Source organism: Nocardiopsis ansamitocini, assembly GCF_030268225.1.
Taxonomy (GTDB): Bacteria; Actinomycetota; Actinomycetes; order Streptosporangiales; family Streptosporangiaceae; genus Nocardiopsis_D; species Nocardiopsis_D ansamitocini.
This window is the reverse complement of sequence record NZ_BSQG01000001.1, coordinates 520,226-541,582: the sequence shown is the minus strand read 5'-3', so window position 1 is coordinate 541,582 and position 21,357 is coordinate 520,226. Positions and strand designations below refer to the sequence as shown.

Below are 21,357 nucleotides of genomic sequence, written 5' to 3'. Positions count from 1 at the left end.
ATGCCCCAGATCGACATCACCCTTTCCGAGGGCCGTTCCCCCGAGCAGATCCGCGACCTGATCCACGAGGTGCACGCCTCGGTGCTGCGCACCGTGAACACCAGACCGGAGTACATCCGGGTCGTCGTCCACGAGGTACCCAGGACGCACTGGGCGACCGGCGACGTGACCCTCGCGGAGATGGACACCGCGCACAGCACCGGGACAAAACCGCCCCCTCGGACCGACGACAACGGCGGCGGCCGGCCCGCCGACACCGAAGACCAGGAGTAGCAGTGAGATTTTCCCTGTTCGCGCACATGGAGCGATGGGACGAGAGCGAAGGTCCCCAGCAGCAGTTCGAGAACCTGACGGAGCTCACGCAGATCGCGGAGCAAGGCGGATTCTCCACAGTGTGGGTCGGCGAGCACCACTCCATGGAGTTCGTCAGCTCGCCCAGCCCGATCCCGCAGCTCGCCTACCTGGCGGCGCGCACCACCACCATCCGCCTCGGCGCGGGCACCATCATCGCTCCCTTCTGGAACCCGATCCGGGCCGCGGGCGAAGCCGCCCTGCTCGACGTGATCAGCGGCGGGCGAGCGGAGATCGGCATCGCGCGGGGGGCCCACCAGTTCGAGTTCGACCGCCTCGCCGGCGGACTGCCCGCGGCGGACGGGGGAACGCACCTGCGAGAACTGGTCCCGGCGGTCCGGGCCCTCTGGCAGGGTGACTACGCGCACGACGGTCAGATCTGGCAGTTCCCCACGTCCACCAGCGTGCCCAAGCCCCTACAGCAGCCGCACCCTCCGCTGTGGGTCGCCGCGCGCGACCCCGCCTCGCACGACTTCGCCGTCGCCAACGGGTGCAACGTGATGGTCACCCCGCTGATGAAGGGCATCGAGGAGGTCGAGAACCTGGTCGACAAGTTCGAGACCGCTGTCCGCAACCACCCGGAGGTGGCCAAGCCGGAGATCATGGTCCTGCGCCACACCCACGTGCACAGCCCCTCGGACCCGGACGGCTGGCGTCCGGCGGCCGAGGCGATCCAGCGCTACTACCGCACCTTCGACGCCTGGTTCGGGAACAAGCAGACCCCCGAGAACGGGTTCCTGGAGCCCAGCCCGGTCGCGAAGTTCGCCGAGCGCCCGGAATTCGAGCCCGAGTCCCTGCGCCGGACCGCGATGATCGGCACCCCGGAAGAGGTCGTCGAACGGCTGCGCCGGTACGAGGAACTGGGGATCGACGAGTACAGCTTCTGGATCGACAACAGCCTGCCCCACAAGGAGAAGCGCGTGTCCCTCGAACTGTTCATCAACGAGGTCATGCCCGCTTTCCGGTAGGCACCGGGCTCCACACGGCACATGCGCGTACGAGAGGGCGCTCTCCTCGACCCGGGAGGCCCCTCTCGTCGTGTGTCCTCCTCCCCGGCGGGGCGTCTCCGTGGCCACCGTCTCCACTCGCCCCGCACCGACGTCTGGCTGCGGGTCCTGGACCACGGCGACGCCGTGCCCCTGCCCGAAGGTGCCCGCGTCCTGATGAGCCGCACCGTCGTGTGCGGCGCCGACTGACCGTCTCTCCACTCAGCCGACCGTCGGACCGCGCCCGACGAACGGAAAAGATCACGATCGGTGGAGCGGAGGGCTAGCCGCGTTCTTTGACCGGCCGCCCGGCGTCTTCACACCGGAAGCGCCCACGACGGCCCGTTGGGGCCCCGACATCCGCTGTTCGCCCGGGGGCGCGGTCAGCCCGAAGGCGTCGATGCCGGAAGCCTCTTGAGCTTTTGAACACGACGTTTCCCTTGGCCTGCGCCGCCGCATCAGGCGGGCGGAGTCGGGGGCGTTTTCGCTGCTTGCCCAAGAGGGTGTCGTTCCTGGCAGTGGTGATGGACGCGCGCTGTTTCGTACCGGGAAAGGACGGCGCGCCGTTCCCGCGGTGTCCGGCGGGGCCGCTAGACCTCTGAATACCCCTCCGGCTCCTGCGCCACCTGCTCGATGTCGTACTCATCGATGATCAACACCCGATTCGCCGGCCACGAGGATTCCGAGATCTCCAGCAGGCTCCCGTCCTCGGCCCGCGCCACGTGGGTCACATGCATCACGTGGTTCGGGTGCGGGACAGACAGGATCTCCGACTCCTCCTCGGTTGCGGGGCGAGACAGCCAGTAGTCACGCGCGTGGGCGTACCGCTTGCCGCTCAGGTCCTCGACACACAGAAATAGTGCCTTCGGAACGACATCGGGCTCTTCGAGGAAGGTCCCGGCGGCTATGCCCATCGGGATGTAGCTGGCCCCGACCTCTTCGGCGCGGCCCGTCTCCTTGTCGTAGAGGTTCCGGCGTCGGATGACCACCTCCGCGCCCGGCGCGAGACCGGCATAGTCGGCTATGTGGTCCGGCAGAGGGCCTCTGCCGGCGAAGACGATCTCGTGGCGCAGGTGAGAGGTGAGGAGCTTGTTGTCTGAGCGAGCGCGTCCGTAGCGATGCCTGGACTTGCGGTGGAGTCGCGAACTGGCCAGGGCAAACGTCCCTCGACCGTGCCGGGACTCCAGCAGGCTTTCGGCTCGAAGAACGGAGACGGCCTGTCGGATCGTCGGGACACTGACCCGGAACTCCTGCGCCAGAGCCGTCTCGGCGGGGATGGCCTCATCCGGGGGATAAGTCCCATCATGAACGCGTTTGCGCAGCTCGTTGGCGATTCGATGGTACTTCGGAACTCCGGGGCTCATGACCGCTTCCTCTTCTTCGCCTCTGGTCAGCCTCAAGACCGGACCTCTTTAAGAGTACTCCTGTCCAGAAAAAACACGAGCAAGTCCTAAGGAGGAGTTGATGAATGGCGTGGATCGAGTATCCTCAACTCATCAATAGGAGTTCTCGTAAAAATGACATGAGTGTTCTGGTGGATGTTGTGCTCTGTTCTGGGGACATGCCGCTTCCCGAGCAGTCGGGGCGGCTCGTACTCCTGCTCTGCGCTTTCCGGCTTGGCGATGAGGTTGCCGTAGTTGCGGTTCCGGAGTGCGCAAAAGCCCCGGCAGGTGTCGTAGCGCAGCCGGAGCACGGCCGGTATCGAAACCCCTTCACCGATCAAGGAGTTTTGGCATGACCATCACCCTCCCCGACGGGGTCGTCGTCTCGGTGAGCACCGTGCAGGTGGTCAAGGGCGGTGAGGTCGACGAGGACACCGGTATCTCGCTGGCCGGTAAGCGCTCGCCCCGCTATGCCGGGCTTAACCAGCACTGCGCCTGCTACTGCGCTCCGCTGCCCCACGACCTGTGGGAGGCCATCGAACGCCACGACCTCTACTCGCCCCGCACCGACATCTGGCTGCGCGTGCTGGACCACGGCGACACCGCACCCCTACCTGAGGGCGCCCGCGTCCTGATGAGCCGCACCGTCGTGTGCGGCGCCGACTGACCACCCCGCCCCTTGGGGGCCGATGGGGTGGCTGGGTTCCTTTCAGTGCTGTGCGACGTTCCCTGCATCGAGGTGTGGTCAGGACGCGGGCCACTCGTAGTGAAGAACCCATTGGGTGGTGGGCATGACGTGCACGCAGATTTCCACGGCGCGTCCTTCTGCGGTCCAAGCGGTATGGAGCACGTCGTAGACGGGTTGGTCTTCGTCGAGCCGCAGGAAGTCCGCTTCTTCCGGAGTGGGCATCCGTGAACGGATCGTTTCGGTGAAGCGTTCCACGGTGTGTCCCGCTTCCGCGAGGCGCGAGTAGGTGCCGCCGCTTCCGGTGTCCTGTTCGGCGATGGCGGTGCCTTTGGCCAGTTCCCACGGAACGTATGAGGTCGCGATCTGTACGGGTACGTCGTCGGCGTGCATGTGGCGTTTGCGGATCGCGACCTTCGCCCCGGCTGTCAGGTCCAGGGCATCCGAGGCCACCTGAGGGGCGACCGTCTCTCCCCATTGGACGAGTTCGGTCCGGGACTCGTGTCCTCGCTGTGCCATCTCCGCGTCGAAGGCTCCCCGCGCGGTACCACTCTCCCGGACGGCTTCGGCATAGCGCGTCACGGCGTATCGACTGATCGGTGGGATCTCCCGCACGTAGGCTCCCTTGCCTTTGATCACCCGAACCAGCCCTTCCCTGCGGAGCAGGGCGATCGCCTTCCCGATGCTGGTCTGATTGATTCCGTACTTGCCGGCAAGGGTGGGTTGGCTGGGAAGAGCCGATCCGGGTGCATAGTCCCCACGCTGGATCGCTTCGCGGATGAGGTCCGCGACCTGCTGATAACGGGATCGAGGCGCATCGATCATGACTGACTCCCTTCTCCTAACTCCTGACTCCTAAGTTCGGCAGCAGTCTAACTCTCCCAAAGCGGCCCCTTCCGCGACTCGTTTTATCCTAGGCGTTGACACCTAACACCTAAGTATATATTTTCGAGAGTGTCCAGGAACAGTTCCGACGCCTCGGATCGGTTCCGTCCAGGCTCGCATGTTCTTTCCCCGCTGGGGTGGGATGCGCCCCGCTCCGCCGACCGGTTGACCTTTCCCAATGAGGTTCGTCTTCGTGTGGTGCTTCGTCGTGTGCTTGTGGCCGTGCGCCCTTTCCTCTTCCGGAAACGATGGCGTCCGGAGCATTCAGAAGCCCTGGCAAGCGTCGAACTCTCCCCGGGCACGGCCGGTATCGAAACCCCTTCACCGATCAAGGAGTTTTGGCATGACCATCACCCTCCCCGACGGGGTCGTCGTCTCGGTGAGCACCGTGCAGGTGGTCAAGGGCGGTGAGGTCGACGAGGACACCGGTATCTCGCTGGCCGGTAAGCGCTCGCCCCGCTATGCCGGGCTTAACCAGCACTGCGCCTGCTACTGCGCTCCGCTGCCCCACGACCTGTGGGAGGCCATCGAACGCCACGACCTCTACTCGCCCCGCACCGACATCTGGCTGCGCGTGCTGGACCACGGCGACACCGCACCCCTACCTGAGGGCGCCCGCGTCCTGATGAGCCGCACCGTCGTGTGCGGCAGCGACTGACCACCCGCCGACCGTCCGGCCGCACACCGCCAAACGTCGATCGAAGGGGGAGGCGGTCGGGGTCAGCGGTGATCGAGGGCAGAAACGCGAGCCCGTTCGGTGAACCAGGCGAGCAGGCGGGGGTCCGCCCCCATCTCCGGGTGCCATTGCACCCCCAGGACGTCGGGGCGGTCGGTGTACTCCACCGCTTCCACGGTGCCGTCGTCGCACCAGGCCGTGGCGATGACGTCTCGGCCCAACCGGTCCACCGCCTGGTGGTGGTAACTGGGCACGGACAGTGCGGTCTCGCCCAACGCCCGGGCGGTGAGCGAGTCCGGCGCGACCTTGACGTCGTGCGGCCCGAAGACCGCGACCTCGCTCCGGTGACCGGAGTGGCCGACCACGTCGGGCAGGTGCTGGTGCAGTGTGCCGCCACGGGCGACGTTCAGCAGTTGCATGCCCCGGCAGATCCCCAGCACCGGGGTACCGCGCTCCAGCGCCGCTGCCAGCAGTTCGGACTCCGCGCCGTCGCGCTCCGGGCGCACCCCGGCGGTCTCGGCGTCTGGGGAGGCCCCGTAGCGGGCGGGGTCGATGTCGCCCCCGCCCGCCAGGATCAGCGCGTCCACCCGGTCCACGATCGCGGCGACGCCTGTGACCGAGGGAATCAACAGCGGAAGGGCACCGGCCGCGGCCACGGCATCGGCATAGGCCTGGGGCAGCAGGGTGGCGGGCATACTCCACGCCTCGCCCCACCGGGCGTGCTCGGAATAGGCGGACAGGCCGATGACGGGGCGGGCCGGGGACACGGTCTTCTCCAAAGGGTGATCGCGGACGGGAAACGGACTACAGCGGGGTCACGTAGGAGCCCGAGATGCCGCCGTCCACCAGGAAGTTGGACGCGGTGATGAAGGATGCGTCGTCGCTGGCCAGAAAGGCCACCGCCGCCGCGATCTCCTCGGGTTCAGCGAACCGTCCGAACGGCACGTGCACCAGCCGGCGCGCCGCCCGCTCGGGGTCGGCGGCGAACAGTTCCTTGAGCAGCGGCGTGTTGACCGGTCCCGGGGACAGGGCGTTGACCCGAATCCCCTCCCGGGCGAACTGCACCCCCAGCTCCCGGCTCAACGCCAGTACGCCGCCCTTGCTGGCGGTGTAGGAGATCTGCGACGTCGCCGCGCCCATCGTCGCCACGAAGGACGCCGTGTTGACGATCGCCCCCCGGCCCTGCTCGCGCATGTGCGGCAGCGCGTACTTGCAGCACAGGTAGACCGAGGTCAGGTTGACCTCCTGGACCCGGCGCCAGGCGTCGATCCCGGTGGTCAGGATCGAGTCGTCCTCGGGCGGGGAGATCCCGGCGTTGTTGAACGCCACGTCCACGCTGCCGTACGCCTCGACCGTCCGGGCGTAGACCGCTTCCACGGCCGCCTCGTCGGTGACGTCGGCGGCGATGAACGACCCGCCGGTCTCCTCGGCGATCCGCTCGCCCGCGGAGGTGTCCAGGTCGACCGCCACGATGGTGGCGCCCTCCGCGGCCAACCGCAGCGCGGTCGCTCGGCCGATGCCGCTGCCCGCGCCGGTGATGACGGCGACGCGTCCTTCGAACCGCTGCATCTCCCTGCTCTTTCTACCTAGGTCCTGCCTGGTGCCGCCCGCGGCCCGGTCGCGCGGAACGCCTCCGGGACGCACCGCGGCCGGGAGCGGGACGGCCGATGGGTGTAACGGGGGACGGACGGATCTACTCGTCGGAGAGGAAAACCGTCTTGGTGTCGGTGAAAGCCGCCAGCGCGTCGGGTCCCAGCTCCCGGCCGATCCCCGACTGCTTGGCGCCGCCGAACGGCGTCCAGTACCGCACGGCGGAATGGGAGTTCACCGACAGGTTTCCGACGTTCACCGCGCGCGAGACGCGCAACGCCCGACCCACGTCGCGGGTCCAGACCGAGCCGGCCAGTCCGAACACGGTGTCGTTGGCGATGCGCACGGCGTCGGCCTCATCCTCGAAGGGCAGTACCGACAGCACCGGCCCGAAGATCTCCTCGGTGAACGCCGGGGAGGCCGGGTCCACCGGAGCCAGGACCGTGGGCGGATACCAGAACCCCGGTCCGCTGGGAGCCGTTCCGCGAAACGCCACCGGGGCGCCCTCGGGCACGTAGCCGGCGACCCGGTCGCGCTGGGCCGCCGAGATCAGCGGACCCATCTCGGTGGCCTCGTCCCACGGGTCGCCCACGACCACGCCCTTGACCGCCGGTTCCAGCAGTTCCATGAACTCGTCGAACACCGAGCGCTGCACCAACAGCCGCGACCGCGCACAACAGTCCTGGCCCGCGTTGTCGAACACGCTGGAGGGTGCGGCCGCCGCTGCCTTGGCCAGGTCGGCGTCGGCGAAGACGATGTTGGCGCTCTTGCCGCCCAGCTCCAGGGTCACCCGTTTGAGGTCGTCGGCGCAGGCAGCCATGATGCGCTTGCCCACGGCGGTGGAACCGGTGAACGCGATCTTGGCGACGCCGGGGTGGCGTACCAGCCGTTCCCCGGCGACCGGTCCCGCGCCGGGCAGGACCTGGAGCACGCCTTCGGGCAACCCCGCTTCAAGGGCCAGTTCACCGATCCGGATCGCGGTCAGCGGGGTCAGCTCGGCCGGCTTGACGACGACGGTGTTGCCGGCGGCCAGCGCGGGTGCGGCGCCCCAGGCCAGAATCGGCATGGGGAAGTTCCACGGCACGATCACCCCGACCACGCCCAGCGGCTCGGCGAAGGTCACGCTCCAACCGCCCGGGACCGGGATCTGTCGGCCGGTCTCGCGTTCGGGGGCGGCCGCGAAGTATTCGAAGACGTCGCGCGCGTTGCCCGCCTCCCAGCGGGCCTGGCCGATCGGGTGCCCGGCGTTGCGGACCTCGATGGCGGCCAGCTCCTCGCGGTGGGCATCGATGCGTGCCGCCACCGCGCGCAGCAGCCGGGCCCGTTCGCCCGGGGGAGTGGCGCGCCAGCCCTCGAACGCGGCGCTCGCGCGGGCGACCGCCGCGTCGGTCGCCTCGACCGAGGCCAGCTCGACGCGGGCGATCACCTCCCCGTCCGCCGGATTGATCACCTTGTACGACGACCCCGTCATCGCTTCCCCCTCGCCGTGTGCGGTGGACATCTGATCGTTGGACAACCGTGAAGGCTCTAGAGCCGTTCGAAGCCCCGGTACATCTCCCAGTCGGTGACCGCGGACTCGAAGGCCGCCAGCTCCACGCGGGCGTGGTTGGCGTAGTGCTCCACCATCTCCTCGCCGAAGGCCGCGCGGGCCAGTGCGCTGCCCTCCCACAGCTCCAGCGCCTCGCGCATGGTCGTGGGGACCGTCTGCGCACCGGACGTGTAGGCGTTCCCGGCGCAGGCCTCGCCCAGTTCCAGACCGCGGTCGATGCCGTCGAGGCCCGCTGCGATGAGTGCGGCCACCGCCAGGTAGGGGTTGACGTCACCGCCGGGGACCCGGTTCTCCACCCGCAGGGAGTGACCGTGGCCCACCAGGCGCAGCGCGCAGGTGCGGTTGTCCACCCCCCAGGCGACCGCCGTGGGCGCGAAGCTGCCCGGAACGAACCGCTTGTAGGAGTTGATGTTGGGTGCGAGCAACAGGGTCAGTTCGCGTAGCGCCGCCACCTGCCCGGCGAGGAACTGCTCGCCGATGGCGGACATTCCCTGCCCCTCGGCCATCACCGGGCGCCCCTCGGCGTCGCGCAGCGAGATGTGCACGTGGCAGGAGTTGCCTTCGCGGGCGTTGGGCTTGGCCATGAAGGTCAGCGACATCCCCTCCTGCACGGCGATCTCTTTGGAGCCGTTCTTGTACACGGTGTGGTTGTCGCAGGTGCGCACGGCCTCGTCGTAGCGGAAGGCGATCTCGTGCTGGCCGAGATTGCACTCGCCCTTGGCCGACTCCACGTAGAGCCCGGCGCCGGTCATCTCGTTGCGGATGCGGCGCAGCAGCGGCTCCACCCGGGCGCCGCCCAGGACGGAGTAGTCGACGTTGTACTGGTTGGCGGGGGTGAGATCGCGGTATCCCCTGTTCCACGCGTCCTCGTAGGAGTCGCGGTAGACCACGAACTCCAGTTCGGTGCCCACCTCGGCGTGCCAGCCGCGCTCGGCCAGCCGTTCGGTCTGGCGTTTGAGGATCTGGCGCGGCGAGGCCACGACCGCCGACCCGTCGTGCCAGGCGAGGTCGGCAGTCACCATGACCTGGCCGTCCTGCCACGGTGTGCGGCGCAGGGTGTCCATGTCCGGCACCATCGCGAAGTCGCCGTAACCGGTCTCCCAGGACGACATGGCGTAGCCGTCGACGGTGTTCATCTCCACGTCCACCGCGAGCAGGTAGTTGCAGCCCTCGGTGCCGTTTTCCAGCACCTCCTCCAGGAAGAACCGGCCGGACAGGCGCTTGCCCTGCAGGCGGCCCTGCATGTCGGTGAAGGCCACCAGGACCGTGTCGACCGCGCCGGACCGCACGTCCTCGCGCAGTTCGTCCAGGGGCAGGCCGCCGTCGTTCGTTCGCACCTTCGGGCTCCTTCTCCACGCCTCGGCGTCCCACACGGTGCACGCTCCCGGCGTTCGCGGCTCCTGCGCGGCCGCCACCGCGGTTCTTTAAGGTTCAGGACCAGACCATTGAGCGAATAGAAGCAGCCCGCGGCGCCCGATGTCAATGACGGATCGGTCGGCAACCGGTCTTAACCAGGCCGAAACCCGATCAGATCCCGATCGTGTGAGGGTGGGGAAATCGGTCGCATGCTTGACACGCTTCGCGCGACCGCCGCATCATCATCGGCTATCGGCAATGGACCGACCTAATACCTTTCGGGGGTGGGGCCGAAGGGCGGGGGCGGGGCGGTCGGGGCCACCACGACGCACGAGTGAGGCGGACAGACAAGTGGCAGACGACGACAGTACGAGACACGTCCACATCCAGGGCGCGGACTACTCCACCGCCAGCGCGGACTACCTGCAAAAACGGCAGCTGAAGAAGGGCGCGGCCGGCTGGGTCCTCCTCGCCGGGCTCGGGGTCGCCTACGTCATCTCCGGCGATTTCGCCGGATGGAACTTCGGTCTTGCCGAGGGCGGGTGGGGCGGCCTGCTCATCGCCTTCGTCCTCATGGGCATGATGTACCTGTTCATGGTGTTCGGCCTGGCCGAACTCGCCTCCGCACTCCCCACCGCGGGTGCGGGATACGGGTTCGCCCGCCGCGCGCTGGGGCCGCTCGGGGGGTTTGCCACCGGGACCGCGATCCTCATCGAGTACGCCATCGCACCGGCGGCCATCGCCGTCTTCATCGGTGGTTACGTCGAGGCCCTGGGCCTGCTGGGCGGGACCCCCGCGTGGGTCGTCTACCTCGCCTGCTACCTGATCTTCGTGGGCATCCACCTGTGGGGCGTGGGGGAGGCGCTGCGGCTGATGTTCGTCATCACCGGAGTGGCGATGGTCGCCCTCGTCGCCTTCATCATCGGCATGGTCCCCAAGTTCGACCCCGCCAACCTCTTCGACATCGCGCCCACCGACGCCCTGGGAGCCAGCGAGTTCCTGCCCTTCGGCTACGCGGGCGTCCTCGGCGCGTTCGTGTTCGGCATCTGGTTCTTCCTGGCCATCGAAGGGGTCCCCCTGGCAGCGGAGGAGGCGCGCGACCCCAAGCGCGACATGCCGCGCGGCATCATCGGTGGAATGACGGTGCTGATCATCACCGGTGCCTGCATGCTCGTGCTCGCCCCGGGCGGCGCGGGCGCGGCACTGATGTCGGAGTCGACCAACCCGCTGCCCGAGGCGCTGCGCCAGGCATACGGCGGCAACACCCTGCTGGCCGACTTCGTCAACTACGTGGGACTGGCCGGCCTCGTCGCGAGCTTCTTCTCCATCATCTTCGCCTACTCGCGCCAGCTCTTCGCGCTCAGCCGGGCCGGTTACCTGCCCCGCTGGCTGTCGGTCACCGGCAAGCGCAAGACCCCCTACCTGGCGCTCATCGTCCCCGGAACGATCGGCTTCCTGCTGGCCACCGCCGTGGGCAACGGCGACCAACTGATCAACATCGCGGTGTTCGGCGCGACGGTGTCCTACGTCCTGATGACGCTGTCGCACATCGTGCTGCGCCGCCGCGAACCCGACCTGGAGCGCCCCTACCGCACGCCCGGCGGAACGGTGACCACCGGAATCGCCTTCGTGCTCGCGCTGTGCGCGGTGGCGGCCACCTTCTTCGTGGACATGGTCGGTGCGGGGATCACCGCGGCGATCTTCGTGGTCTTCCTCGCCTACTTCTGGTTCTACTCGCGTCACCGACTGGTGGCCAACGCACCCGAGGAGGAGTTCGCGCTGCTGGAGAAGGCCGAGTCCGAGCTGAAGTAGGCCCCGCCGCGCCGGCGGCGCGGGCCCGGTCCTTCGCCGCCGGCTCCCGTCCTATGGTGGTAGTCGTCAACAGCAGAAAGTAGCCGTCGGGGACGCGCTGCGTGAGCGAGTGCGAGGTCGGTGTGGGCGAGTCGCGGTCCGAGCACGGGGCCGGGCCCGGCGAGCCGACGGCCGAGGCGGTTTTTCGCCCGGTACGCGCGGGCAACGCCTTCGAGGAGACCGTCGAGCGCATGCTCTCGGCGATCAAGCTGGGCGTGGTGCCGCGCGGCGAACGCTTCCCCGCTGAGCGCGAGCTGTCCGCCCGGCTGGGGGTCAGCCGCATCACGCTGCGCGAAGCGATCCGCGCTCTCCAAGAGGCCGGCTACGTGGAGTCCCGGCGCGGCCGTTTCGGTGGCACCTTCGTGACCTACGTGCCGCCCCGCCCGAGCCGGGCCGAGGCCCAGCGGCTCCTGCGCCAGATGGACTCCGGCCTCGACGACCTGTTCACCTTCCGCCTCGCCCTGGAAGTGGGCAGCGCAGTTCTCCTGGCGGCCCGAGGGCTCAGCGCGGAGCAGGAGCAGACCCTAATCGCGCGGATGTCCGAGGCAGAGGACGCGACCATCGAGGACTACCGCCGCCGCGACACCGCCTTCCACCTCACCCTCCCCGAGCTCGCGGGTTCGGTGACGCTGACCTCTGCTCTGGCCGACGCCCGCATGCGCGTCAACGACCTGCTCAACGCCATGCCGATGCTGGCCAAGAACCTGGAGCACAGCCGCGCCCAGCACGCCGCGATCGTCGCCGCCATCCAGGCCCGCGACCCCGAGGCCGCTCGGGCCGCGGTCACCGAACACCTCGACGGCACCAGCGCACTGCTGCGCGCTTTCCTGGACTAGGCCGCCATCTCAACGACCGGTCGTCCGGGGCGTCCTCCTGCTGTCGCGCCCGTCCGGAGCCGGCGTCACGGCTGAGGTTCCCCGAGCAGAAACGTCGGGGACCAGTGGGCAACGGCCGCCTGATCCTTGGCGGCGGCTCACAAACCGAGTTCGCGCAGTTCCCGGACTTCGGAGACGGACCGCATGAGCCCGGAGACGGTGCGGCCGTCGGCGACTCCGTTCACCGGCAGCCCCTTGTCCGCCTGGAACGCCTCCAGTGCGACCGTCCGCTCGGCGGGCAGGGCCGAGGCGTCCAGGCGGCCCAGCTCGACGAGCAGGGAGCGGACCTCATCGGGGTCGGCTTCGGGCAGCACCAGCTCGGCCGCGAACAGCGCGCCCAGGACACCGCTCGTGACGGACCACAAGGTTCGCAGCCGGGTCGGCGCCCGCCGGTGTTCGAAGCGTGTGGCTCCGTGGAGCCCCCAGACGCCGGCATTTCCACTCAACTGTGCCGTGGCCATCGTGCTTCCCCCACTCTGGTGTGTCTGGGCCTCTCCTTCGAGTATGCGTGGAATCGGGTGAGAAGTCCTCGTCCATGAGGTTGGAATCGGGTTAGGCCGAAAGTAGGAGATGTCCTCGGGACGACCGACCGACGTCGGGCCGCGCAAGGAGTCAGGCCAGCGCGGGGGCGTCCAGGGTCAGCGTCGCTGCGTCGGCATCGAGGGTGGCCATGGCGCCCAGCGGCACGGTCAGTTGGACGGGGCAGTGCCCGAACCCCAGGTCCCCCACCACGGGGACGCCCAACGGAGCCAACCGTTCGACCAGCAGCGCACGCACCACGTCGGGGCCGGGCGTGCAGTCCCGCCACGAGCCCAGTGCGATACCGGCGACCCCCGACAGCCAGCCGGTGCGCAGCAGCTGGCCCAACATCCGGTCGATCCGGGAGACGTCCTCGCTGACGTCTTCCAGCAGCAGGATGCCGCCCGTCCCCGAGAGCCGGCTGTGCGGAGTGGCCAACCCGTCGCTGAGCAGGCTCAGGTTCCCCCCGAACGTCACCCCCCGCGCGGTACCCGGTACCAGTGTCTCGGCTCCGGGAGAGGTGAGCTTCACCAGGGAATCCGGGTCGAGCAGGGTCGCGCGCAACCCCTCCGCAGTCGCCTCCTCCTCCAGGAACTCCCGAGTTGCGATCACCGGTCCGTGCAAGGTGGACACGCCCAGCTCCATCGCCAACGCCTCGTGCAGCGCGGTCACGTCGCTGTAGCCCACGAACACCTTGGGTGCCACCGTCCGCATCGCCGAGTAGTCCAGCAGGTCCACCACCCGGTGCGCACCGTTGCCCCCACGCGCGCACAGCACCGCCGACGTCGTGGGATCCAGCCACGCCGCCTGAAGGTCGGCGGCGCGGTCGGAGTCCAGCCCGGCCAGGTAGGGCAGCCGCGGGTGCCGGTCCAGCACGTGCTCTCCCAGGACCGGCTCCAAACCCCAGGCCTCGACGATCGAACACGCGCGCTCCAGTCGTTCGCGCGGCATCGGACTGCACGGCGCCACCACCGACACCCGCATACCCGGACGCAAGCGGGGCGGCCTGCGCAGTTGGGGGACGGTCCTCACGCGTTCAGCTCCACGTCGGGTGCGTCGCTCTGGAACCCGAACACCTGGGCGTACAGCGACAGCTCCGCGTGCAGCGCGGCGATGATGGTGGAGTCCCGCCGGAAACCGTGCTGTTCGCCCTCGAAGGCCAGGTAGGCGTGCGGGACGCCGCGGCCGGCGATGCGTTCCAGGAAGCGCTCGCACTGCACCGGTGGGCAGATCGCGTCCTCCAGGCCCTGCATGAGCAGGAACGGCACGCCGACCGTTTCGGCCCGGTTCACTGGTGAACGCTCCGAGTAGCGCTGCCGCTCCTGCGGCCAACCGCCCACAAGGGTCTCCAGGTACTGCGACTCGAAGTCGTGGGTCTCGCCCGTCCGCCACCCGGTGAGGTCCAGGATCGGGTATTTGATGGTGGCGCACGCGAACACGGTGGAGGACACCAGCGCTGCCGCGCTCGTCCAGCCCCCCGCGCTGCCGCCGCGGATCCCGAGCCGCTCGGGGTCGGCCGCACCCTCCGCGGCCAGGGCCTCGGCCACCGAGACGCAGTCCTGTACGTCCACCACACCCCACTCCTCGCGCAGTCGGTTGCGGTAGGCACGTCCGTGCCCGGTGGAACCGCCGTAATTGACCTCGGCCACGCCGATGCCCCGACTGGTGAAGTAGGCGACCTCAAGGTCGTGCACCATGGGCCTGCGACTGGTGGGGCCCCCGTGCACGAAGACCACGAACGGTGGAAGGTCGCCTTCCGGCCCCCGGGCGCGAGGATTGTACGGAGGGTAGACGTTGGCGTGGACCTCGCGTCCGCCCACCCCGGGAAAGACCCGTGCCTCGGGCCGGGGCAGGTAATCGGCGTGGACGCTCTCGACGGGAGCGCTCGGTCGGCTCAGCGACTGGTACCCCTTCGGCCCCACCCGCACCACCTCTGCGGGCAGTGTCGGGGACGCCGCCACCCCGACCACGAAGTCCCCGGCCACCGCCAATCGCGAGAACCACTCGGTGTGCGGGGTGTCGACGTCGGCGAGTGCGCCGGTACCGGGGTCGAGCAGGCCCAGGGATGTTGCGGCACGCCCGTGCACCACCGCCAGGCGGCCGTCTTCCATGGGGGCCAGCCAGGACGATCCCAACAGCCACAGCGCACCGCCGAACTCCTCGGGGGAATCCGCCACGAGCGACGCCCCCGCCGAGACGGGCCGCCCTCCCGCGGTGAAGTCGATCCGGTGCGGATGCCACCAGCCCTGGGGGTCCGACACGTAGTACAGCGTGTCGGGATCGCTCCATTCGGCCTGGACGACCGCCTCGTCGGGGCCGCCAGCCACCGTGCGCGGCTCACCCACCACTGACCCCGCGTCCAGGTCGGCCACACGCAACAGCGTTGAGTCCCAGGGCATCGCCGGGTGCTCCCAGCCGATCCAGGACAGGCGTCCTCCGCCGGGGGACACCCGTGGGCAGCACAGGAAGTGGGTGTCGCGCACCAGGACCCGGACGGCGTCGGGGGCCTCGGCGGCCGAGCCGTCCAGGGGAACCGCGACGAGGTCGCGTACCACGTCGGTGGGTGCGGATCCGGTGTGTGTCTCGCGGACACACCACACCTCCTCGCCGCCCGGCCCCGCGATCGGTTCCACGTAACGCGTGCCAGAGGGCAGCCGGGGCTCCGGCGTCAACGGGGTCGGCAGCGCCACCGGCCCCGGAGACGGGTCGTGCGGGTGCCGCGCCCGGCCCGGTTCGTAGCGGTACAGCCTCTGGTCGCCGTACTCGCTGAACACCAGGGTCGGTCCGTCGTGCCCCGGGAGCAGCAGATAGGGACGGCCACCGTACTCGTGCACCCGGCTGCGCACGTTCCATGGTGCGGGGAGCACCGTCTCAGGGGAATCCAGAACACTGTCCAGCCGGGTTCGGCACAGTGAGACCCGGCCGCCCTCCTGCGGCAACGGCGTGGTCCACCACACCTCCTCGCCCAGGACCGCGGGCCAGCCGGGCGCCCCGTCGTGCCGCGCCACCAGCGCGGCGTCGATCGGGGACGGCCACGAGCCGTGAGCAATGGGGCTCTGGTGCACGGGGGCTCTCCCTCTCTGTGAAAATCGGCGCCAACACTGTTCAGAGTGCCCGATCGTGTCGACCGACCGCCGGGAATCGCACAGGAACACCGGTTCAACCGGACGAGGGCGCGATCAGGCCGGTTCGGTGAGGAACCGGTCGAGGACGCGGAGCCCGAAGTGCAGCGCCGACACGGGAACCCGCTCGTCGATCCCGTGGAAAAGGGCGTTGTAGTCCAGGGACGGAGGAAGCAGCAACGGGGTGAACCCGTAGCCCCTGATTCCCAGGGTGGCGAACTGCTTCGCGTCGGTGCCGCCGGACATGCAGAACGGCACCACGTGCGCCTGCGGATCGTACTCCAGGAGGGCCTTTTCCATCTGGGTGAACACCGGGGCGTCCACCGGTGACAGCAGTGCCGTTGAACGATGGGCGAACTCCCAGTCCACCCGGGGGCCGGTCAGGGCGTCCAACGCGGTGACGAACTCCTCTTCGGCGCCCGGAAGCATGCGCCCGTCCACCCCGGCCGAGGCCGACTCCGGAATCACGTTCACCTTGTAGCCGGCCGACAGCATGGTGGGGTTGGCGCTGTTGCGCACGCTGGAGGCCACCAGTCGTCCGGCCGGCCCCAACCGTGCCACCACGGCGTCCAGGTCGCGAGCGGGATCGAAACCGGGGGCGTCCAGACCGGTGTGCACGCCCAGGGCCGCGCCGATACCGGTGATCGCCGCCCTGGTCACCGGGGTCAGGTGCACCGGCCATTCATGGGCGTCGATGCGGGCCACCGCGGCAGCCACCGCGCCCACCGCGTTGTCCCGGTTGACCTTGGAGCCGTGCCCGGCAGTGCCGTGTGCGCTCAACCGAAGCCAGGCGCTGCCGCGCTCTCCGGCAGCCACCGGGTACAGCCGAACCGGTTCACCGGCCGAGTCGGTGGCGTGGAAGGTGTAGGCGCCGGATTCCCCGATGGCCTCCGTGCATCCCTCGAACAGCTGGGCGTGCTCGCGAACCAGCCAGTCCGAGCCGTACGCGGCGCTGTCCTCCTCGTCGGCGGTCAGGGCCAGTACGAGGTCGCGGCGCGGACGCCGACCGCTGCGCGCCCACTCCCTGACCAGGGCCACCAGTGTGGCCACGGTGTTCTTCATGTCCAGCGCGCCCCGGCCCCAGACCGTGCCGTCGCTGACCTCCCCGGAGAACGGGTGGAACTGCCAGTGCGCCGGGTCGGCCGGTACCACGTCGAGATGGCCGTGCGCCAACAGGGCGTCGGCCCCCGGATCGCTGCCGGGAATCCGGACCACCACGTTGGTCCGGCCCGGCGCGGATTCCAGCAACAGGGGTTCCAGGCCCGCCTCGGCCAGGAGACCGGCGGCGTACTCGGCCGCCGGACGTTCCACGCAGTCGCCGCCTCCCCGGTTGGTGGTGTCGATCCGAATCAGGTCCGAGGTGAAGCGGACGACCTCGTCGTCGGCCGTGTTCCAGTCGACGGACTCCTGCATCGTGGGGCTCCTCACTCACTGCTTTCTGCGGGCCGGACCACGCGCCTAGCCGTAGTGCTTCTCCACGGCCGCCGAGATCAGCGTCGTCACCGCCTTGAAGCACCGGATCATCGTGTAGGCGTCGAACGAGGTGTAGCGGACCCGTAGTTCGCCGACCTGTTCCACTCCCGGCACCATCGCTGCGGCGCCGGCCAGTTGGGCGGCGTCCACCTCGACCTCCACCGTCATGGGCGCCGGTGCCGCGGGTGGGTGCCGTTTGGCCAGGAGCGCCGCTGCCGCGGCCTCCCGGGAGATGTCGGCGAAGGTACGGGCCGGGGGGCGACACACCGCCGCATAGCGGGAGACGTAGTCCTTCACCGCGACCGTTCGGGCACCGGGCGCGTAACCGAGGGCGTCGGCGCAGGCACGGTCGTCCCCGGTGACCAGGACCACCGGGGTGCCGTACTCCGCGGCCACCCGCGCGTTGAGCCGGCCCTCGCTCGCGGGTTCGCCGTCCAGCCAGACCCCCGTGATGGAGTTGGGCAGATAGGTGTGGGCCAGGACGCCTTCGGTGCCCGCACCGCAGTGGTAGCCGAGGAACACCACCCCGTCGACGTCGCCGTGCTGCACGCCCTCCACCATGGTGAGGTCCTTGTGCCGTCCGGTCAGCATGGCGGCACGCTCGTCCAGACGCTCCAGCAGCAGGTTGCGCATGGTCGCGTGCGCCTCGTTGACCAGGACCTCGGTGGCGCCGCCGTCGAAGAACCCCGCGATGGCGCCGTTCACGTCGGAGGTGAACATGGCGCGGCAGCGCTGCCACTGCTCGGTGCCGGGCTCCACGTCGGCGGGCCAGGTGACTCCGGTCGCGCCTTCCATGTCGGCGGAGATGAGGATCTTCACGAGGCCCGAGCCTAACGCCACCCCCGGCGGCGACGGTGGACCCGGGGCCGCGTCTAGGGCAACGTGAGGATTTCCACGCCGTCGTCGGTGATCACGAGGGTGTGCTCGAACTGTGCGGTGCGTTTGCGGTCCAGGGTGACCGCGGTCCAGCCGTCGGGCCAGATGTCGTAGTCGATGGTGCCCAAGGTGATCATGGGCTCGATGGTGAAGGTCATGCCGGGGACGAGCACGGTGTCGGCGCGCGGGTCGTCGTAGTGCGGCACCGCCAGGCCGGAGTGGAACTCCGGCCCGACGCCGTGGCCGGTGAAGTCGCGGATCACCCCGTAGCCGAACCGTTTGGCGTAGGACTCGATGACCCGGCCGATCACGTTGACCTGTCGGCCCGGACGGCACGCCTTGATCGCGCGGGCGGTCGCCTCGCGGGTGCGCTCGACCAGCAGGCGGGACTCCTCGTCGACGTCACCGGCCGGGAAAGTGGCGTTGGTGTCGCCGTGCACGCCGTGAATGTAGGCGGTGATGTCGATGTTGACGATGTCGCCGTCGGAGACGACCGTGTCGTCGGGGATCCCGTGACAGATGACCTCGTTGAGCGAGGAGCACAGCGACTTGGGGTAGCCCTTGTAGCCGAGGGTGCTGGGGTAGGCGCCGTGGTCGCACAGGAACTCGTGCCCGATGCGGTCGAGTTCGTCGGTGGTGACACCGGGACGGACGTTGCGCCCGACCTCTTCCAGCGCCTGGGCCGCGATGCGTCCGGCCACGCGCATGGCCTCGATGGTCTCCGCGGTCTGGACGTCGCCCAGCACGCCCTCGACGGGGTGCTTCTTGCCCACGTACTCGGGGCGGGGGATCGACGGCGGAACCGTGCGTTGGGGCGAGATTCGCCCGGGAACCAGCGGGGTAGTCATGGACAGCAATTGTAGTTAAGGCTCCCGGGTCCAACGCGCGCCGCGATCGCCGGTGGATCGGGCGCGAGCGGGGTAGGGACCTCAAGAGCCCGGGGCGGACGACGTCCGGGGCGGACGCAGTACGCAGACGGATATCAGGAGGCGTTCGTGGCCGAGCACGGCACCAGTGCGGGGGATGGCAGCCAGTGGTGGTACTCCCTGAAGACCAATCAGGTCGAGTACGGGTCGGGAAGCCCGGGCAAGGACCGCCTGGGGCCCTACCCCGACAAGGCCGCGGCGCAGGCCGCACTGAGTACCGCGGCCGAGCGCAACAAGAACTGGGACGAGGCCGACGAGGAGTGGAACCGCGATTGAGGACGGCTCCTCGGCGCCGGCCGAGGACGTAACCCGAGTCGGATTCGGTTGTGGTGGGGGCGGTCCGTGACCCGAGGCCGCTCGGGTGCCATGATCGGTGCCATGACAGCTCAGACCTCTCCCCACGACGCGCCCGATGTCAGCGGACTCTCCATCGCGATCCTCGGTGGGACCGGTGACCAGGGCCGCGGCCTGGCGCGTCGGTTCGCTCTCGCCGGGCACGACGTCATTCTCGGCTCGCGCAGTGCACAGCGTGCCCAGGACGCGGCCGACGGGCTCGGCGCCGACCTGCCGGTGCGCGGACTGGCCAACGCCGACGCCGCCGCGGCGGCCGACGTCGTGATCGCGGCCGTGCCCTGGGACGGTCACCGCGACCTGCTCGCCTCCCTCAGGGAGGTCCTGGCCGGCAAGATCGTGGTGGACTGCGTCAATCCGCTGGGCTTCGACAAGCAAGGCGCCTATGCGCTGCCGGTCGAGGAGGGCAGCGCGGCGCAACAGGCTGCCGCCGTCCTCCCCGACAGCCGCGTGGTCGCGGCCTTCCACCACGTCTCGGCCGTGGTCCTGCTCGACCCGGAGGTCGCCGAGGTCGACCTGGACGTCCTGGTCCTGGGGGACGACCGCGCGGCCGCCGACACCGTGCGCGCGCTTGCCGCACGCATTCCCGGGGTGCGCGGCATCTTCGGCGGCCGGCTGCGCAACGCCCATCAGGTCGAGGCGCTCACCGCGAACCTCATCTCCGTCAACCGCCGCTACAAGACGCACGCGGGAATCCGGATCACCCACGTGTGACGCAGTGGCGGTACCGGTCCGGTGGGCGGGGCGCGAACCTGCGGTGGCCCACCCACCGAACGGGGGAGGCAGAAGCGGCTACAGCCAGCTCCGGACCTTCTCGACCAGCGCCACCGGGTCGTCGGTGGCCGGGATCAGGTTCAGGTGGGTCACCCCTGCCTCGCGGAACGCCTCGATGCGCTCGCGGACGTAGGACTCCGGGCCCACCAGGTTGATCAGCTCCACCATCTCGTCCGGCACCGCGGCGGCGGCCTCGTCCTTCTTGCCGGCCAGGTACAGGTCCTGGATGGTGGCCGCTGCCTCCTCGTAGCCGTAACGCTGGGCCAGCGAGTTGTAGAAGTTCTTGCCCTTGGCGCCCATGCCGCCCACGTACAGCGCGATCGTCGGCCGGGCGAAGTCCAGCAGTTTCTTGGTCTCGGGGCCTTCGCCGATCGCGATCATGCCGCCCGCCGCGATCTGGAGTTCGCCCAGTCCCGGATCCCGCTTCGCCCGCCCGGCGGCCAGGGAGGCCCCCCACACGCTTGCGGCCTTCTCCGGGATGAACAGGTGCGGAAGCCACCCGTCGGCGACCTCCGCGGTCAGTTCCACGTTCTTCTCGCCCAGCGCGGCCACGTACAACGGGATGGACGGACGTACCGGGTGATTGATGATCTTGAGTGGTTTGCCCAGGCCGGTGCCCTGCTCGGCCGGCAGCGGCAGGGTGTAGACCTTGCCTTCGTGGGTCAGGGGTGTCTCCCGGGCCCACACCGAGCGGCAGATCTCGATGATCTCCCGGGTTCGGGCGAGAGGCTTGGTGTAGGGGACACCGTGCCAGCCCTCGATCACCTGTGGACCACTGGCGCCCAGGCCGATGATGGCCCGACCGTCGGAGAGGTAGTCCAGACCGGCGGCGGTCTGTGCGATCAGGCTGGGGGTCCTGGTGTAGAGCGGGATGATCGCCGCCCCGATGGTGACACGCTCGGTACGCGCCGCGAGGTAGCCCATGAGGGTCGGGCTGTCGTACCCGTACGCCTCGGCCACCCACACGGTGTCCAGCCCGGCCTTCTCAAGCTCGACCACCTGGTCCACCGATTGCTTGATGTCGCCCGAGTAGCCCATGGGCATGGAGAGGTGCATGGGAAGCCTCCGCTGTCTCGCTCGCCAGAACGGACCCAACACTACTACCGAGTAGCATTCGGTTTTAAGTTGTG

Annotated in this window: 23 protein-coding genes; 10 read left to right on the top strand and 13 right to left on the bottom strand. The window is 69.3% G+C overall.

The features are described from left to right. From QSJ59_RS02475 to QSJ59_RS02465, 3 genes are read left to right on the top strand one after another with little or no spacing between them, the layout of a single operon-like run. Window positions 1-273: a tautomerase family protein gene (locus QSJ59_RS02475; protein WP_285757006.1), complete on the top strand. Its 273-nt coding sequence runs from the start codon at window positions 1-3 to the stop codon at window positions 271-273. Window positions 274-275: 2 nt separating this feature from the next. After that, window positions 276-1,319, top strand: a complete 1,044-nt coding sequence (locus tag QSJ59_RS02470; RefSeq protein WP_285757005.1) for an LLM class flavin-dependent oxidoreductase — start codon at window positions 276-278, stop codon at window positions 1,317-1,319. Window positions 1,320-1,340: 21 nt separating this feature from the next. Beyond that, window positions 1,341-1,547, top strand: coding sequence for a hypothetical protein (locus tag QSJ59_RS02465; RefSeq protein WP_285757004.1), 207 nt, complete (start codon window positions 1,341-1,343; stop codon window positions 1,545-1,547). Between the two features lie 380 nt (window positions 1,548-1,927). Here QSJ59_RS02465 and QSJ59_RS02460 read toward each other — a convergent pair whose 3' ends face one another. Continuing rightward, window positions 1,928-2,701, bottom strand: coding sequence for a GntR family transcriptional regulator (locus QSJ59_RS02460; protein ID WP_285757003.1), 774 nt, complete (start codon window positions 2,699-2,701; stop codon window positions 1,928-1,930). A 104-nt stretch (window positions 2,702-2,805) separates the two neighbouring features. Here QSJ59_RS02460 and QSJ59_RS02455 point away from each other — a divergent pair, with 104 nt between their 5' ends. Both QSJ59_RS02455 and QSJ59_RS02450 read left to right on the top strand, forming a co-directional pair. Continuing rightward, on the top strand, window positions 2,806-3,075 hold the full coding sequence (locus QSJ59_RS02455; RefSeq protein WP_285757002.1) for a hypothetical protein: 270 nt from the start codon (window positions 2,806-2,808) through the stop codon (window positions 3,073-3,075). Further along, window positions 3,072-3,386 carry a hypothetical protein gene (locus tag QSJ59_RS02450; protein WP_285757001.1) on the top strand — a complete coding sequence of 105 codons (315 nt, stop codon included), beginning with the start codon at window positions 3,072-3,074 and terminating at the stop codon, window positions 3,384-3,386. Before QSJ59_RS02455 ends, QSJ59_RS02450 begins: the two co-directional genes overlap by 4 nt. Before the next feature lie 78 nt (window positions 3,387-3,464). Here the strand turns inward: QSJ59_RS02450 and QSJ59_RS02445 are convergent, their stop codons facing one another. Further along, window positions 3,465-4,229, bottom strand: coding sequence for a GntR family transcriptional regulator (locus tag QSJ59_RS02445; protein WP_285757000.1), 765 nt, complete (start codon window positions 4,227-4,229; stop codon window positions 3,465-3,467). 403 nt (window positions 4,230-4,632) lie between these two features. On the opposite strand from QSJ59_RS02445, the gene QSJ59_RS02440 reads away from it, so the two are divergent. After that, the gene (locus QSJ59_RS02440) at window positions 4,633-4,947 is read left to right on the top strand and encodes a hypothetical protein (protein WP_285756999.1); all 315 of its coding nucleotides are present in this window, start codon (window positions 4,633-4,635) and stop codon (window positions 4,945-4,947) included. Between the two features lie 62 nt (window positions 4,948-5,009). Here QSJ59_RS02440 and QSJ59_RS02435 read toward each other — a convergent pair whose 3' ends face one another. From QSJ59_RS02435 to QSJ59_RS02420, 4 genes are all read right to left on the bottom strand, one after another. Then, on the bottom strand, window positions 5,010-5,732 hold the full coding sequence (locus tag QSJ59_RS02435; protein ID WP_285756998.1) for a gamma-glutamyl-gamma-aminobutyrate hydrolase family protein: 723 nt from the start codon (window positions 5,730-5,732) through the stop codon (window positions 5,010-5,012). 37 nt (window positions 5,733-5,769) lie between these two features. Beyond that, window positions 5,770-6,534: a 3-oxoacyl-ACP reductase gene (locus QSJ59_RS02430; RefSeq protein WP_285756997.1), complete on the bottom strand. Its 765-nt coding sequence runs from the start codon at window positions 6,532-6,534 to the stop codon at window positions 5,770-5,772. Window positions 6,535-6,658: 124 nt separating this feature from the next. After that, the gene (locus QSJ59_RS02425) at window positions 6,659-8,056 is read right to left on the bottom strand and encodes an aldehyde dehydrogenase family protein (protein WP_432707431.1); all 1,398 of its coding nucleotides are present in this window, start codon (window positions 8,054-8,056) and stop codon (window positions 6,659-6,661) included. Between the two features lie 26 nt (window positions 8,057-8,082). Continuing rightward, entirely contained in the window at window positions 8,083-9,441 is a 1,359-nt protein-coding gene (locus QSJ59_RS02420) for a glutamine synthetase family protein (protein ID WP_285756996.1), read from the bottom strand. A 370-nt stretch (window positions 9,442-9,811) separates the two neighbouring features. Between QSJ59_RS02420 and eat the strand changes: the two genes are divergently transcribed. Next, window positions 9,812-11,272: an ethanolamine permease gene (eat, locus tag QSJ59_RS02415; protein ID WP_285756995.1), complete on the top strand. Its 1,461-nt coding sequence runs from the start codon at window positions 9,812-9,814 to the stop codon at window positions 11,270-11,272. Window positions 11,273-11,373: 101 nt separating this feature from the next. Then, the gene (locus tag QSJ59_RS02410) at window positions 11,374-12,147 is read left to right on the top strand and encodes a FadR/GntR family transcriptional regulator (protein ID WP_432707404.1); all 774 of its coding nucleotides are present in this window, start codon (window positions 11,374-11,376) and stop codon (window positions 12,145-12,147) included. A 137-nt stretch (window positions 12,148-12,284) separates the two neighbouring features. Here the strand turns inward: QSJ59_RS02410 and QSJ59_RS02405 are convergent, their stop codons facing one another. The 6 genes from QSJ59_RS02405 to map form a co-directional block, all read right to left on the bottom strand. After that, on the bottom strand, window positions 12,285-12,551 hold the full coding sequence (locus QSJ59_RS02405; protein ID WP_285756994.1) for a peptidoglycan-binding domain-containing protein: 267 nt from the start codon (window positions 12,549-12,551) through the stop codon (window positions 12,285-12,287). A gap of 247 nt (window positions 12,552-12,798) precedes the next feature. Further along, the gene (locus tag QSJ59_RS02400) at window positions 12,799-13,737 is read right to left on the bottom strand and encodes a S66 peptidase family protein (protein WP_432707403.1); all 939 of its coding nucleotides are present in this window, start codon (window positions 13,735-13,737) and stop codon (window positions 12,799-12,801) included. Further along, window positions 13,734-15,770, bottom strand: coding sequence for a prolyl oligopeptidase family serine peptidase (locus QSJ59_RS02395; protein ID WP_285756993.1), 2,037 nt, complete (start codon window positions 15,768-15,770; stop codon window positions 13,734-13,736). Before QSJ59_RS02395 ends, QSJ59_RS02400 begins: the two co-directional genes overlap by 4 nt. Window positions 15,771-15,884: 114 nt before the next feature. After that, window positions 15,885-17,240 carry a M20/M25/M40 family metallo-hydrolase gene (locus tag QSJ59_RS02390; protein ID WP_285756992.1) on the bottom strand — a complete coding sequence of 452 codons (1,356 nt, stop codon included), beginning with the start codon at window positions 17,238-17,240 and terminating at the stop codon, window positions 15,885-15,887. Window positions 17,241-17,285: 45 nt separating this feature from the next. Continuing rightward, window positions 17,286-18,119, bottom strand: a complete 834-nt coding sequence (locus tag QSJ59_RS02385) for a M55 family metallopeptidase (protein ID WP_285756991.1) — start codon at window positions 18,117-18,119, stop codon at window positions 17,286-17,288. Window positions 18,120-18,172: 53 nt separating this feature from the next. Then, window positions 18,173-19,024 carry a type I methionyl aminopeptidase gene (gene map, locus QSJ59_RS02380; RefSeq protein ID WP_285756990.1) on the bottom strand — a complete coding sequence of 284 codons (852 nt, stop codon included), beginning with the start codon at window positions 19,022-19,024 and terminating at the stop codon, window positions 18,173-18,175. 147 nt (window positions 19,025-19,171) lie between these two features. On the opposite strand from map, the gene QSJ59_RS02375 reads away from it, so the two are divergent. After that, entirely contained in the window at window positions 19,172-19,378 is a 207-nt protein-coding gene (locus QSJ59_RS02375; RefSeq protein ID WP_285756989.1) for a hypothetical protein, read from the top strand. 102 nt (window positions 19,379-19,480) lie between these two features. Continuing rightward, complete coding sequence (gene npdG, locus QSJ59_RS02370) at window positions 19,481-20,167, top strand: NADPH-dependent F420 reductase (protein ID WP_285756988.1); 687 nt, start codon at window positions 19,481-19,483, stop codon at window positions 20,165-20,167. 78 nt (window positions 20,168-20,245) lie between these two features. On the opposite strand, the gene QSJ59_RS02365 is transcribed toward npdG, so the two are convergent. Next, the gene (locus QSJ59_RS02365; RefSeq protein ID WP_285756987.1) at window positions 20,246-21,283 is read right to left on the bottom strand and encodes an LLM class F420-dependent oxidoreductase; all 1,038 of its coding nucleotides are present in this window, start codon (window positions 21,281-21,283) and stop codon (window positions 20,246-20,248) included. Between the last annotated feature and the right edge of the window lie 74 nt (window positions 21,284-21,357).